This window comes from Lysobacter sp. SCRH-1R (assembly GCF_057747855.1).
Genome location: NZ_CM173227.1, coordinates 26162 through 40165, shown reverse-complemented (window position 1 = coordinate 40165; position 14004 = coordinate 26162). Strand labels below are relative to the sequence as shown.

The 14004-nt window shown below is 70.9% G+C and carries 14 protein-coding genes; 6 read left to right on the top strand and 8 right to left on the bottom strand.

Annotated features, from left to right (window positions below; all coding sequences use genetic code 11):
* Window positions 1–26: 26 nt before the first annotated feature.
* Entirely contained in the window at window positions 27–377 is a 351-nt protein-coding gene (locus AC3ANK_RS00190) for a putative signal transducing protein (RefSeq protein ID WP_484171773.1), read from the top strand.
* A 13-nt stretch (window positions 378–390) separates the two neighbouring features.
* Here AC3ANK_RS00190 and mnmG read toward each other — a convergent pair whose 3' ends face one another.
* Both mnmG and AC3ANK_RS00180 read right to left on the bottom strand, forming a co-directional pair.
* Entirely contained in the window at window positions 391–2280 is a 1890-nt protein-coding gene (mnmG, locus tag AC3ANK_RS00185) for a tRNA uridine-5-carboxymethylaminomethyl(34) synthesis enzyme MnmG (protein WP_484171772.1), read from the bottom strand.
* Window positions 2281–2805: 525 nt separating this feature from the next.
* Complete coding sequence (locus AC3ANK_RS00180) at window positions 2806–3315, bottom strand: hypothetical protein (RefSeq protein ID WP_206861856.1); 510 nt, start codon at window positions 3313–3315, stop codon at window positions 2806–2808.
* 187 nt (window positions 3316–3502) lie between these two features.
* On the opposite strand from AC3ANK_RS00180, the gene AC3ANK_RS00175 reads away from it, so the two are divergent.
* The 5 genes from AC3ANK_RS00175 to AC3ANK_RS00155 all read left to right on the top strand — a co-directional run bounded on the left by AC3ANK_RS00175 (window position 3503) and on the right by AC3ANK_RS00155 (window position 8629).
* Window positions 3503–4429 carry a DMT family transporter gene (locus AC3ANK_RS00175; RefSeq protein WP_206861857.1) on the top strand — a complete coding sequence of 309 codons (927 nt, stop codon included), beginning with the start codon at window positions 3503–3505 and terminating at the stop codon, window positions 4427–4429.
* A gap of 27 nt (window positions 4430–4456) precedes the next feature.
* A complete protein-coding gene (locus AC3ANK_RS00170) occupies window positions 4457–5428 on the top strand; it encodes a pyridoxal-phosphate dependent enzyme (protein ID WP_484171771.1) in 972 nt (323 codons plus the stop codon).
* A gap of 185 nt (window positions 5429–5613) precedes the next feature.
* The gene (locus AC3ANK_RS00165) at window positions 5614–6348 is read left to right on the top strand and encodes a hypothetical protein (protein WP_206861859.1); all 735 of its coding nucleotides are present in this window, start codon (window positions 5614–5616) and stop codon (window positions 6346–6348) included.
* 185 nt (window positions 6349–6533) lie between these two features.
* Window positions 6534–6959: a ketosteroid isomerase-related protein gene (locus AC3ANK_RS00160; RefSeq protein ID WP_484171770.1), complete on the top strand. Its 426-nt coding sequence runs from the start codon at window positions 6534–6536 to the stop codon at window positions 6957–6959.
* Window positions 6960–7144: 185 nt separating this feature from the next.
* Window positions 7145–8629 carry an ArnT family glycosyltransferase gene (locus AC3ANK_RS00155; RefSeq protein WP_206861861.1) on the top strand — a complete coding sequence of 495 codons (1485 nt, stop codon included), beginning with the start codon at window positions 7145–7147 and terminating at the stop codon, window positions 8627–8629.
* Window positions 8630–8638: 9 nt separating this feature from the next.
* Here AC3ANK_RS00155 and AC3ANK_RS00150 read toward each other — a convergent pair whose 3' ends face one another.
* The 6 genes from AC3ANK_RS00150 to bioF all read right to left on the bottom strand — a co-directional run bounded on the left by AC3ANK_RS00150 (window position 8639) and on the right by bioF (window position 13997).
* Complete coding sequence (locus tag AC3ANK_RS00150; protein WP_484171769.1) at window positions 8639–9244, bottom strand: hypothetical protein; 606 nt, start codon at window positions 9242–9244, stop codon at window positions 8639–8641.
* Window positions 9245–9462: 218 nt separating this feature from the next.
* The gene (locus tag AC3ANK_RS00145) at window positions 9463–10455 is read right to left on the bottom strand and encodes a multidrug resistance efflux transporter family protein (RefSeq protein WP_484171768.1); all 993 of its coding nucleotides are present in this window, start codon (window positions 10453–10455) and stop codon (window positions 9463–9465) included.
* On the bottom strand, window positions 10452–11372 hold the full coding sequence (gene bioC, locus AC3ANK_RS00140) for a malonyl-ACP O-methyltransferase BioC (protein ID WP_484171767.1): 921 nt from the start codon (window positions 11370–11372) through the stop codon (window positions 10452–10454). The genes AC3ANK_RS00145 and bioC overlap by 4 nt, the downstream gene beginning before the upstream one ends.
* Before the next feature lie 190 nt (window positions 11373–11562).
* Window positions 11563–12336, bottom strand: a complete 774-nt coding sequence (gene bioH / locus AC3ANK_RS00135) for a pimeloyl-ACP methyl ester esterase BioH (protein ID WP_206861865.1) — start codon at window positions 12334–12336, stop codon at window positions 11563–11565.
* A gap of 36 nt (window positions 12337–12372) precedes the next feature.
* Complete coding sequence (locus tag AC3ANK_RS00130; RefSeq protein ID WP_484171766.1) at window positions 12373–12777, bottom strand: ACT domain-containing protein; 405 nt, start codon at window positions 12775–12777, stop codon at window positions 12373–12375.
* The gene (gene bioF, locus AC3ANK_RS00125; RefSeq protein ID WP_484171765.1) at window positions 12774–13997 is read right to left on the bottom strand and encodes an 8-amino-7-oxononanoate synthase; all 1224 of its coding nucleotides are present in this window, start codon (window positions 13995–13997) and stop codon (window positions 12774–12776) included. The genes AC3ANK_RS00130 and bioF overlap by 4 nt, the downstream gene beginning before the upstream one ends.
* Between the last annotated feature and the right edge of the window lie 7 nt (window positions 13998–14004).

Genomic DNA, 14004 nt, shown 5'->3' with positions numbered 1-14004 from the left:
GGCCATCACGGGGAAGACAGACGCAAATGTACCGGACCGTCGCCGCCTACTCCGATCCACTGCTCGCTCATATCGTGCGCGGACGGCTCCAGGCCGAGGGCATCCCGGCGTGGCTCGCGGACGAGCACAGCGTGCTCATGTTCTGGGATTGGCGTCTGGCGCTCGGCGGCGTGAAAGTCAGGGTCGCGGCGGAGCGGTTCGATGAAGCGCGCGAACTCGTGCGCGATCTGGACGAAGGCGCATTCGCGGGTCCACAGGACGAGGGTGAAGGCATACCGGCCTGCCGGGAGTCGTGGTCGAGCCGTCTCGCCTACTTCGCGCTGTTCGCGCTGTCTCTACCCTTGCCGTGGTCGCGGCGATCGGGCGGACACGGCTGATCGCCGCCAGCGACTACGCCACCCGCGTGCGCCGCGCCCGAGTCAGGTGCACCAGCAGCAGCGAGATCGCCGCCGGCGTCATGCCGGGGATGCGCTGCGCCTGGCCGACGGTCTGCGGGCGGACGCGTTCGAGCTTCTGCTGCACTTCGGCCGACAGCCCGCGCACCGCGGCGTAGTCGAAACCCTCCGGAATCGGCGTCGATTCGTGTCGCTGCTGGCGCGCGATCTCCTCGCGCTGGCGATCCAGGTATCCGGCGTACTTCACGCCGATCTCGACCTGTTCGGCCACGTCCGCGTCGTCGACCGACGGGCCCAGCGACGGCACCGCCATCAGCGTCGCGTAGTCGAGTTCCGGGCGCTTGAGCAGGTCCAGCGCACTGGTTTCGCGGCTGATCTCGATGCCCAGCACGTCCATCGCTTCGCGGCCGAGCGCGTTGGTCGGCGCGGTCCAGATGCCGGCCAGACGCGCGTTCTCGCGGGCGATCGCCTCGCGCTTGGCGTCGAAGCGCGACCAGCGCGCGTCGTCGACCAGGCCCAGCTCGCGGCCGACCGGCGTCAGGCGCAGGTCGGCGTTGTCCTCGCGCAGCTGCAGGCGGTATTCGGCGCGCGAGGTGAACATGCGGTACGGCTCGCTGGTGCCGTGCGTGGTCAGGTCGTCGACCAGCACGCCGAGGTAGGCCTCGTCGCGACGCGGACTCCAGCCGTCCAGCCCGCGCACGAAGCGCGCCGCGTTCACGCCGGCGAGCAGGCCCTGCGCGGCGGCTTCCTCGTAGCCGGTGGTGCCGTTGATCTGGCCGGCGAAGAACAGGCCGCCGACCGACTTGGTTTCCAGCGTGGTCTTCAGGCCGCGCGGATCGAAGAAGTCGTATTCGATCGCGTAACCCGGGCGCGTGATGTGCGCCTGCTCGAAGCCGCGGATCGAACGCACCAGCTCCAGCTGCACGTCGAACGGCAGCGAGGTCGAGATGCCGTTCGGGTAGATCTCGACGACCTCCAGGCCCTCGGGCTCGACGAAGATCTGGTGGCTCGCCTTCTCGGCGAAGCGCACGACCTTGTCCTCGATCGACGGGCAGTAGCGCGGACCAATGCCTTCGATCTGGCCGGTGTACAGCGGCGAACGGTCGAGCGCGCCGCGGATGATCTCGTGCGTGCGCTCGCTGGTGTGGGTGATCCAGCACGACACCTGGCGCGGATGGTCGGCGGTGGAGCCCATGAAGGACATCACCGGGCGCGGATCGTCGCCGGGCTGTTCCTCCATCACCGAGTAGTCCAGCGTGCGGCCGTCGATGCGCGGCGGCGTGCCGGTCTTGAGGCGATCGACCACGAACGGGCCTTCGCGCAGCTTGTGCGCGAGCGCGACGGCGGGCGGATCGCCGGCGCGGCCGGCGGCGTAGGTCGTCTGTCCGACGTGCACCTTGCCGGCGAGGAACGTTCCGGCGGTCAGCACGACGGCGGGCGCGTCGAAGCGCAAACCGGTCTGCGTGACCACGCCGGTGACCTTGCCGTGGTCGAACGCGATGTCGTCCACCGCTGCCTGGAACAGCGTCAGGTTCGGCTGGCTTTCCACGGCGCGTCGGATGAAGGCGCGGTACAGCGCGCGATCGGCCTGGCAGCGCGTGGCGCGCACGGCCGGGCCCTTGCTCGCGTTGAGTCGGCGCCACTGGATGCCCGCGGCGTCCGCGGCCTTCGCCATGACGCCGCCGAGGGCGTCGATTTCCTTGACCAGATGGCCCTTGCCGATGCCGCCGATGGCCGGGTTGCAGCTCATCGCGCCTACGGTTTCCACCGAATGCGTCAGCAGCAGCGTGCGCGCGCCGGCGCGCGCCGAGGCGAGCGCGGCCTCGGTGCCGGCGTGGCCGCCGCCAACCACGATCACGTCGTACTGGTAGAAGTTCTGGCTCATCGGGGTTCGTCGGATGCGGTCCGGACGCGTGTCCGGGGGCGGAATTCTAGGTCAGGCCGGCCTCGCCCGGCGTCGAGAATGAACGCCGGGTGAAAGTTGGCACGGTTCCTGCGACATACCTCTTGCACCCAGCGGGGCAGGCGCTAAGCGCCGGCCGGAATTGGAACAGGGGCTGGCCAAGCGCTCGCAGGGGAAGCACGGGGGCCGAATGTCGGGGGACGTTCGGCCCCCTTTTTATTTGCTTGCCGGGGAGACCCGGAAACACGAAAGGCGCCCGTGAGGGCGCCTTTCGCGTCTGCGGCGGGCCGTGAAACCCGCCGGGATGGGCGCCGACGCCCGATGGGGACGGAACAGGGGGGATCCGTGGTTCCTCATCGGGCGCCGACATGGAGCGTTCGGCTCTGGGGCCGGTTTTCCGAATTACGTCCAAAAGCGACGCAATCGGTCAATGACCGCAGATTGCCGTCAGTCGTCCCCGAGCGCAAGAGGAAAAATGTGACTGCGCCCGAGAGCTTGCGACGACAGTCAACGCTCCTGTTGCCGGATGCCCCGGACAGCATTGTTCGGACGCGGCGGCGGGCTGGCGCGCTGCGGACGCGGGGCGGTCGCGCGCGGCGGCTGCGCCGGACGCGGCGCGCTGCCGGGGGTGGTCGGACGCGGGGCCGTCGTACCCGGCATCTGCGGACGCGGGCCATTGCCCGACCAGCCGTGGCCGTGGTTCGGCGGACGGTTGCCGTTCCAGTGGTGGCCCGGATGACGGTCGTAGCGGTACGGATACCGGTAGGCCGGATAGCGCGGGTACGAGTAGTACGGATAGCCGTAGCCGTAGCGATACGGCGAGCCCCAGTAGCCATAGCCACCGTAGCCGTACGGATAACCGTAGTAGCCGCCGTACCCGCCGTAATAGCGGTACTCGACCGAAGGACGGCCGTAGTAGTAATCGCCGCTGCCGGACGCGCCGCGATAGGTGTAGCCGGTAACGCAGCCGGCCAGCAGCGTGGCGGCCAGCGCAGGCAGGATCAGTTTGCGGATCATGGTTTCGGACCCCCCAGGGTGTGCCGCCAGCTTCAAGCCGAAGGATTGAACTCGGCCTTAATTCTTCCCGCGCGGACGCCGCCGCGATGGCGGGGTTCAGCGTAGCGCGCGGTTCGCCCGCCGGTTTCGCATTGCCGGTCGTTTCGCGCGATGACAGCATGGCACGCCCTCCGCGACGGACCCGCCAATGACCCTGCATCGCGCCTCCGGCCATTGGCGGCTGGGGCTCACGCTCACCCTGATCACCGCCGCCTGCTGGGCGACGCTGCCGATCGCACTGAAGCTGGTGCTGCAGGTGCTGGACCCGATCACTCTGACCTGGTTCCGCTTCCTGGTCGCGGCGGTGTTCACCGGTGCGTGGCTGGGCCTTCGCGGGCGGCTGGGCGGGTACCGGACGCTGGGCCGTCGCAGCTGGGCGATGCTGCTGGTCGCCGCGCTGATGCTGGTGGGCAACTACGTGTTCTACCTGCTCGGCGTGCAGCACACCACGCCGGCCAATGCGCAGTTGCTGATCCAGCTCGCGCCCCTGCTGATGGCCCTGGGCGGGATCTGGGTGTTCGGCGAACGCTTCCGCTTCGCCCAATGGTTCGGCCTGGCATTGCTGGTCGCCGGCATGGCGCTGTTCTTCGCCGACCAGCTCGCCGCGAGCGCGAAGGCGCCCGGCTACGTGCTGGGATCGGCGCTGGTGATCGTCGGCGCGATCGTCTGGGCGATCTACGCGCTGCTGCAGAAGCAACTGCTCATGCGCCTGGGGTCGATGCAGATCCTGCTCTTCATCTACGTCGTGGCGACGCTGGCGCTGCTGCCGTTCGCGCAGCCGGCGCAGCTGTTGCGGCTCGACGGTCCGCACTGGGCGCTGCTCGCCTATTGCGCGTTCAACACGATCGGGGCCTACGGCGCCTTCGCCGAAGCGCTGGCGCACTGGGAAGCCTCGCGCGTATCCGCGGTGCTCGCGACCACGCCGCTGCTGTGCATCGCCGCGGCGACGGCCGTGCACGCGCTGTGGCCGCAGTGGCTCGCGCCCGAACGCATCACCCCGCTGGGCTGGATCGGCGCCGCGCTGGTCGTCGCCGGTTCCGCCGCGGTGAGCCTGCTCAAGGCCCGCGCGCCCTGACGACGCCACAGGACCTACCATCGCCCCATGAACGACACCGCCGCTTCCGTCCTGCCCGTCTTCGACGACGTCCTCGCCGCCGCCGCGCGGATCGCGCCGCACGCGCACGTCACGCCCGTGCTGCGTTCGCGGACGCTCGACGCGATGGCCGGCTGCGAACTGCATTTCAAGACCGAACACCTGCAGCGCGCGGGCGCCTTCAAGTTCCGCGGCGCGTGCAACGCGATCTGGTCGCTGGACGAGGCGACGGCCGCGCGCGGCGTGGTCACGCATTCCTCCGGCAACCACGGCGCGGCGCTGGCGCTGGCGGCGCGCACGCGCGGCGTCACCTGCCACGTGGTCGTGCCCGAAGGCGCGGTGGCGGCGAAGCTCGCGGCGATCGAGGCCTACGGCGCCACCCTGCACCGCTGCGCGCCGACCATCGCCGCGCGCGAGGCCCGCTGCGCGGAACTCCAGGCGGAGCTGGGCGCCGAGCTCGTGCACCCCTACACCGATCCGCGCGTGATCGCCGGCCAGGGCACCGCCGCGCTGGAGCTGCTGTGCTCGCCGGAGCGTTTCGACGCGGTGATCGTGCCGGTCGGTGGCGGCGGGCTGGCGGCCGGCACCGCGCTGAGCGTCGCCGCGCGTTCGCCCGGCACGCGCCTGTTCCTCGCCGAACCGTCGGGCGCGGCGGAGACCTTCGCCTCGCTCCAGCGCGGCGAACGCGTCACCGACTTCACGCCCGACACGGTCTGCGACGGCCTGCGCGGCACGCTCGGCGCGATCAATTTCCGCATGCTCCGGGACCACCACGCGCAGGTGCTGACGGTCGACGACGCCGCGACCATCGCGGCGATGCGCCTGTTCTGGCAGCGCACCAAGCAGATCGTCGAGCCGTCCTCGGCGACCGTGCTGGCGGCGGTACTCGCGAACCCCGCCTTGTTCGCCAGCCAGCGCGTGGGCGTGGTGCTGTCGGGCGGCAACGTCGACCCGGACACCCTGCCCACCCTGTTCGGATGAGAAGCCCCGCTCGTTCCTCACTCCCCCGAACTCGTTCCTTGCTTTTCGTGACGGTTTGACCAGAATCGCTGTGCCGATTCTGGCGTAAGCCGGCCGCGGCCGTGTCGCCGACGCGGGTTGCCGGATGGGGATCCGGCAACGCCAGCGCCGCCGCCGCGAGACGACGATCGCCATGGGGGTGGCGGATGGTGGTGGACGTGGAATTCCGCGTGGTCTCCGACCGGCGCGAAGGCCTGCTGCTGGCGCTCGGGCAGGCGGTGATCGCGCACGGCTTCACGCTGCTGCGCCAGCGCACGGCCGGCGGCGAGGACGGCGTCGTGCTGACCATGCTGGTGCGCGGCCCGCAGCCGAACCTGGCGCGGCTGGAGGAATGCATCGCCACGCACCGGCTGGTGTCGAACTTCGAAGCGACCTGCCCCGACTGCAGCACGCCGCGCCAGGTGCCCGCGCGCGAAGCGACAGCGACGCGCTGCGCGGGCTCGCCGGGCGCGGTCGAGCCGCGCCGCCTCGATGCGCTGCTGCCGCAGCTGATGCGCGAATACCCGAACCTCTTCGTGCCGCTGCTCGAACTGGAACGCGCGCTTCCCGAAGCGGCGCGCGAGCCGTCGCTGCGCTACCTCGGGCAGCGCATCGGCGCGTGGGTGCGGGCACGCGATTTCCCCGACCCGGCGCCGCTCGCGCATGGCGAGGCGGTGCGGCGCATCGCCGTGCCCGCGATGCGGCAGATCGTGCAGGCGCAGTTGCACGGCGACGCGCTGCACGTCGACGACAGCCCGTTTTCCCGGCGCGACGAGGCCGGCGCGTGCTGCCATTTCCTGCGCGGGATGCTCGAAGGCCTGCTCGGCGGTGCGCCGCACGTGGTCGAAACGCGATGCCGCAACGACGGTGCCGAGGTGTGCGCGTTCGAGTTCCACGCCTGAGCGCGAGGAACGAGAAACCAGGAGCGGGAAACGCGTAAGCGCCATGCACCGGTGTTCACTCGTTTCTCACTCCTCCGCACTCGTTGCTCGCTTTCCGCGGCGCGCATCACGGTCGGGCCCGAGGAGGCGCCGGCTATCATGAGGATCCCGCCCCCACGGCGCCTGTGGTTCCGCAAGGACACGCGATGAAGATCGACGGCACCCGCACCAACGACCGCGCCACCGAACTGATCCTGGCCTACTACGCCGCATTCAATCGCGGCGACTGGGACGGCATGCTCGCCCTGCTCGGCGACGAGGTGGTGCACGATCTGAACCAGGGCCCGCGCGAAACCGGGCGCGAGGCGTTCTCGGCGTTCCTGCAGCGCATGCAGCGCAGCTATCGGGAGCAACTGCACGACATCGTGGTGATGGTCTCGCCCGATGGCGCGCGCGCCGCCGCCGAGTACATCGTCCATGGCGAATACCTCGCCGACGACACCGGCCTGCCGCCTGCGCGCGGGCAGAAGTACGTGCTGCCCGGCGGCGCCTTCTTCGAGATCCGCGACGGCCGCATCCATCGCGTGACGAACTACTACAACCTCGAGGACTGGATCGCGCAGGTGCGTTGAAGCCGGTCCTTTTGTAGCCGCCCGGGCAAGGCCGCAGGCCGCAGCCCCGGCACCGTGGCCGGAGCGCCCTACCCGGGTGCGCTTCGCTTACCCGGGCTGCAAAAGCCGGTGGCCCGCTGGCGATTCCGACGCGCCGCCGACATCGTCGCCGCTAGCATGGCGCCGGTTCCGTCAGCAGCGGGCACATGCGCCAACTCCTTCGATCGCCAGCGCTCTGGACCGCCGCGCTGGCGACCGTGCTGGCGCTGGCCTTCCTGGGCTCGCGCGGGATCTGGGATCCGGACGAAGGCCGCTACACCAACGTCGCGCTGAACATGCTCGACAGCGGCGACTGGCTCAATCCGCGCCGCAACGACGAAGTCGGCCACTGGACCAAGCCGCCGCTCACGTACTGGGCGATCGCCTCCAGCGTCGCCGTCTTCGGCGCCAACACCTGGGCCGCGCGCCTGCCCGCCGCGCTGTCGTACCTGCTGAGCGTATGGCTGGCGTGGCGCATCGCCGCGCGGCTCGCGCCCGGTTCGCAGCACGCCGCCGCGGTGGCGTACGCGACGATGCTGTTTCCCTTCGGCGCCTCGCAGCTGATCACCACCGATTACCTGCTCAGCGCGTGGACGACGCTGGCGATGTGGGCGTTCGTCGAGGCGCGCTTCGCGCCGGCGCCGCATCCGCGCTGGTGGATCGCGCTGATGTGGATCGCCCTGGCGCTGGCCTTCGTCACCAAGGGACCGGCCGGATTGTTCCCGCTGCCGGTGGTGCTGCTGTTCGACTTCCTGCTGCCGGGCCGGCGTGGACATCGCGTGCTGCAATGGTCGGGCGTGGTGCTGTTCGCGCTGCTCGCGCTGCCGTGGTACCTCGCGGTCTTCCACGGAAATCCGGGCCTGTTCGAGTACTTCGTCGGCGACGAACTGGTCAATCGCATGACCACCGGCGAGTTCGGCCGCCACGCCGAGTGGTACGGCTGGATCGAAATCTACGTCCCCACGCTCATCGTCGGCACCCTCCCGTGGACGCCGACGCTGTGGCGCTGGACGCGCGGCCTGCCTGCCATGGTCCGGCCGTGGTGGCGCGATCCGGAGCGTCGCCAGCGCGACGCGCAATGGCTGCTGCTCGCGCTATGGCTGCTGCTGCCGTTGCTGGTGTTCTGCGTCGCGCGTTCGCGCATGCCGCTGTACCTGCTGCCGCTGTTCGTGCCGATGGCGGTGATCGTCGCAATGCAATGGGCGCGCGAAGGCCGCGGCCTGCCGTCGTGGCGGAAACTGCTGCTGTGGGTCCTGCTGCTGTTGCTGGCGAAGGCTGCCACCGCGTACTGGCCCACGCACAAGAATGCGCAGGCGTGGGCGCAGGCGATCCTCGCGCGGGCGCCAGGGCCGGTGCGCGAGATCGTCTTCGTCGAGGACATGGCGCGGTACGGCCTGCACCTGGAACTCGGCCGTGGCACGCAGATCGAGAAGATCTCGCTGGACGCGCTGCAGGACCGGCGCTTCAACCCCGAGTACGACGAACCGCTCGCGGTCGAACTGGCCGAACACGAACAGCACGTGGTGTGGGTGTGCAAGCAGGCCGACTGGCCGACCGTGCGCGAGCGGGTGGACGGCTACGGCTTTCGCGCGGTTGCGCTGGGAACGCCGTTCGAGCGGCGCGTGATCTTCCGCGTCGAACCGCGCCGTTGAACCGGCGCGTCAGCGCTGCGTGCCGAGCGACAGGTAATCGAGCCCCTGGCTCAGCAGGAGCCGCATCACCGACGCGCGCTCGCCGACCGGCCGCGCCGCCATCGCGTCCAGCAGCCAGCCGACCGAACGGCAGCGCGCGTCGTGATCGTTGCCGTTGAGCCCGGCGAGGAAACCATCGTTGAGCAGCGCCGCACGCACGCCGGCCGCCTTCAGCGATTGCGCGGCGACGTTCGCGTCGTAGGCCTGGCGCGGGCTCTGCGCGGCGGAGATGAAGAAGTCCGCCGCCGCATCGGCGAAGCGCATGCGGCTTTGTTCGCTCAGCTGCGCGGCGATGCGGTTGTAGCCGTCCAGGCTGCGATCGGCCTGCGGATCGAACAGCGCGCACAGCACGCGCGCGTCCTGCGGCGCCCGCGCGCTCGCGTGCACCGCCTGGAAGAGGCCGTCGACGCTCGCGTCGGGCGCGCGCATCAGCAGTTCACGACCGTCGGCGATGAGCGCCCCGGGATCGAAGGCGTTGGGATCGAAGCTCCAGCCGCCCAGGTCCTGCGCGATGGCGGGCGCGGTCGATGCGGCGAGCAGCGCCGCTGCGGCGAAGGTGAGCGGGGTTCGGGCCATGTCGATGCGATGCCGTGTGCGATGCCCGGATCGTAGGAGGTGACGGCTGAACGATGCTGTTGTCGCCCGGGGAAGCGAAGCGCACCGCGCCTCCGTGCAACTCAGTTGCGGTAGTGATGAACGCGCCGCAGCGCGCTGCACCATCGACGTGCGCACGTCCTTGTGGACTCGACGCGGCAACCCCGGTGCGCTTCGTTTACCCCGGCTACAGAAGCGAACTACGCCCCGCGATCCCCCGACGCCTCATCGACCGCCCGCGCATCCCCCGCACTCGCCCGCGCCGCGACGATGCTGAACACCACGATCCCGATCACCACCAGCACCGCACCGGCCAGCGCGCGGCCCTGCGGCCAGGCCTCGCCGAGCCACAACACGCCGATCAGCGTCGCGAAGAGGATTTCCGCCGCCTGCATCGCCTCGGCCGCGGCGAGCGCGGTCGGGTTGCTGCGCACCATGCCGGTCGCCTGGAAGAACAGCACCGTCGCGATCACGCCCGCGCCCAGCGCCACACCGGCGGCGAACGACACCTGCCCGAGCGGCGGCGCGCCGACGTTCGCCAGCGTGATCGCCGCGACCGCCCACCACATCGGCTGGCTCGCCAGGGTCATGCCGAACACGCGCTGCGTCGCGTTGAGCTCGACGCCGGCGCGTTCCAGGTGCAGCAGCAGCCCGCGATTGCCCAGCGGATACGCGAACGCCGAGATCGCCACGAGCACCAGCGCGATCCAGCCGTCGCGATCGAGCGAACCGCCGCCGTGGCCGAACTGCAGCAGCAGCACGCCGGCGACGACCAGCAATCCCGTCGTCAATGCCGGCAACGGCACGCGCCGGCGTTCGTCGCGATAGAGGAACGGCGCGCACAGCATCCCGGCGATGACGGTGAGCTGGAACGTGCCGGCGATCAGCCACGATGGCCCGCTCGATGCGGCGTAGCTCAGGCACAGATAGAACAGCACGAAGCCGATGCCGCTCCACAGCAGCCACGGCCCGGGATGCGCGCGGATCGCCCGCCACACCGGCGCGACGCCGCCCTGCCACGGCATCACCGGCAGCAGCAGCGGCAGCGTGATGAGGTAACGCAGGCACGCGGTCCACGCCCAGTGGCCGCCCTCCACCGCCGCCGCACGGTTGAGCACGTAGGTGCAGGTGAAAAAGAACGCGGAGGCGAGCGCGATGGCGACCGCCGTCAGCGCCGTGCCGCGCGCGTTCACGAACGCTTCCGCACCGGGATGCCGCTCGCCGGCACGCGCACTTCGTCGACGCCGCCGACGCGGATCGGCGTGCCCGGCTGCGGGCCCCACGCATGCGCGTAGATCACTTCCCACGTCGCCGGCAAACGGCCGTCGCGACGCCACGGTTCGTACGCCCGCGCCGCGCGCGCGAAGCGCGAGCGTCCGGTGAGGCTGCGGCGCCGGTCGTGCATCGCGTTGGTCGCGCCGAGCGTGCGCAGTTCGCGCATCAGCCCGGCGAGGTCGTCGTGGCCGAGCACGAATTCATCGCGATCGAGCACCGGATTCCTGAACCCCGCCGCGATCAGCGCATCGCCGAACTGCGCGATCGACGCGAACGGGCTCACGTGCGGCGCGTTGTCGGCCTGCGCGAAGGCCTCGCGCAGTTCGTGCAGCGTGTCCGGGCCGAACGTGGAGACGAGCAGCAGGCCGTCGGGCTTGAGCACGCGGCGGAAGCCTGCGAAGACCGCCGGCAGGTCTTCGACCCATTGCAGGCACAGGTTCGAGAACAGGATATCGACGCTCGCATCGCGCAGCGGCAGCGCGCGCGCGTCGGCGCACAGCCAGTCCGGTCGGCGCGCGACACCGGGCAGGAACGACGGACGCCATCCTCCCGCGTGACCGCGCGCTTCGCCGAGCATCGGCTGGGCGAGATCGAGTCCGACCACGTGCGCCTTCGGCCACCGCTTCTGCATCGCCGCGCTCGCATGGCCCGGGCCGCAGCCGACGTCGACGACGAGTTCCGGCGGCGCGCGGTTCAGCGCGGGATCGTCGAGGTAATCGAGCTGCTCCATCAACCGGGACGCGACTTCGCGCTGCAACGCGGATGCGTCGTCGTAGTGGTGTGCGGCGCGCGAGAAGGCGCGGCGGACCTGGCGGTGGTCGAAGGTGTCGGTCATCTGCTTCTTTGCTCCCTCCCTTTGAAGGAAGGGCCGATTGGGATTCTGATTCGGCTTTTGGCTCCCTCCCCTTCAACGGGAGGGCTGGGGTGGGGATGGTGTTGCCTCGATCTCGACGATCGCCGCTTGGTCCGGTGGAGAAACACCCTCCCCACCCAACCCCCTCCTTGAAGGAGAGGACTCAAGCGCATCACGCCGGCGCCGTCACCGCACGCATGAACGCATCGATCTCGCCGGCCACTTCATCCGCCGCGCCGAGGAACGGCGCATGCCCCGCATTGCCGATCACCACGCTGCGCGCGCCCGGCGTCATCGCCGCAGCGGCGGGCATCGCGCCAGCGGGAATGAGCCGGTCTCGACGGCCGGAAATCCACAGGCTCGGCACGCGCAGCTGCGGCAGTTCGTCGCGCAGGTCGAGCCGGTCGAGCAGCACGAGGCCCTCCTGCAACGCGCGCGGGGCCGGTTCGCCGCGTTCGAACGCCTGCGTCTTCAGGCTGCGCAGTTCCTCCTGCGCATAGCTGGAACCCAGCGCTTCCAGCGCGAGGAAACCCTCCAGCGTGCCGCGGAAATCGCGCCCGAGCGCCTCGCCGAAATCGCGGAACAGCGAGGGCTTCACGCCGTGCGGCCAGCGGTCGTCGATCACGAAGCGGGGCGAGGAGGCGATCATCACCAGGCCGCGCACTTCCTCCGGGAAATCCAGCGCCGCACGCAGCGCGAACTGGCCGCCGAGCGACCAGCCGAGCCACACCGCATCGGGCACGCGCGCGACCAGTTGCGCGGCCAGTGCTTCAGGCACGAGCGGCGTGGCGTCGTCGCGCGCGCGGCCGTGGCCGGGCAGATCGATCAGGTGGAGCGTGTAGCGATCCTGGAGGCGTTCGACCAGCGGCGCGAACAGCCCGCCGTGCATGGCCCAGCCGTGGATCAGTGCCAGCGCGGGACCCTGCCCGCGCGTTTCGATGTACATGGGTGCAGCCGATGGGGGATGGAATGGAACCTGGTGCTACGCGGCGCCGTCCCGGGCGAGGTCGGCCAGCACCGCCAGTGCGTCGTCGCGGCGGTCGGCCGGGACCAGCAGGTGATCGTGGTGGAAACCGGCGAGCACGTTGCAGGCGATGCCGCGCCGCGCCAGCGCGGTGGCGAAGGCGGCGGTCAGGCCGACCGCATCCAGCGCCGAGTGCACGCCCAGGGTGAGCCAGGCGGCCCGGAAATCGTACGGCAGGCCGCGCGCGTCGGCGACCTCGCAGGGCAGCACATAGGTGACGCCCTCGTCCTCGGTGACCATGGCGAGCGCCAGCGCGGCGAGCGTCGGGTCGGGCGCCGGCCGCGCGACGAAGGCGACGTCGCCCGCGCGCGCCGTGACGTTCAGCGTGGCGAGCAGTCGCGCGAGGTCGCGCTCGCCGCTCATCGCGCCAGCACGGCCTCGCGCCGTGCGGTCTCGACCAGGCCCAGGCGGATGCGATCGCGGGCCTTCGCCATCGCCTCGACCAGGCCATCGACATCGGCCACGCCGTGCAGCGCCGAGAGGGTCACGCGCAGCCGCGCGCGGCCTTCGGGCACCGTCGGCGGACGGATCGCGGCGACCCAGTAGCCGGATTGTTCGAGTCCGGAAGCCAGCGCGAGGGCGTTGGCCTCGTCGCCGCAGATCACCGGCTGGATCGGCGTCTGCGAATCCATGAGTTCCAGTCCCGCCCGCTGCGCGCGATCGCGGAAGCGGCCGACGAGGTCGTCGAGCTTGCCGCGGCGCCAGTGTTCGGCGCGCGCGAGCTTCACCGCCGCCAGCGAGGCGGCGGCCTGCGCCGGCGGCAGCGCGGTGGTGTAAACGTAGGTGCGGGCCGTTTCGGACAGGTGCTGGATCAGGTCCGCGTCGCCCGCCACGACCGCGCCGTAGCCGCCCAGCGCCTTGCCGAGCGTCGCCAGCTGCAGCGGCACGTCGCCCACGCCGAGCTTGTTCGCCGCGACGCTGCCGCGGCCGTCTGGGCCGACCACGCCGATGCCGTGCGCGTCGTCCACGTACAACAGCGCCTTCTGCACGCGGGCGACCAGCGCGAGTTCGCGCAACGGCGCGATGTCGCCGTCCATGCTGAACACGCCGTCGGTGGCGAGCATCGCCGCACCTTCGGGCATGCCGCGCAGCTGGCGGATCGCGCCCTCGGCGTCGGCATGCGGATAGCGGCGCAGCCGGCAGCCGGCCAGGCGCGCGGCGTCGATCAGGCTGGCGTGGTTGAGGCGGTCCTGCACGCAGACGTCCTCGTCGCCGAGCAACGCCTGCACGACCGCGAGGTTCGCCAGGTAGCCGCTGCCGAACAGCAGTGCGCGCGGCGCGCCGAGCCAGTCGGCGACCTCGCGCTCCAGCGCGTCGTGGATCTGGTGGTGGCCGCAGACAAGGTGCGAGCCGACGCCGCCCGCGCCCTCGCGCGAGGCCGCGTCCTGCAGCGCGCCGACCACGGCGAAGTGCTGCGACAGGCCCAGGTAGTCGTTGCCGCAGAAATTCAGCAGCGAGCGGCCTTCGACGAGGCAGCGGGCGCCGTCGCGCTGGGCGACGGTGCGGCGCACGCGCACCCGCGAGGTCGCCTCGCGCTGCGCGCGCGCGGCATCGATGCGGTCACGCCAGCCGGGGCGGCTCATGGCGCCA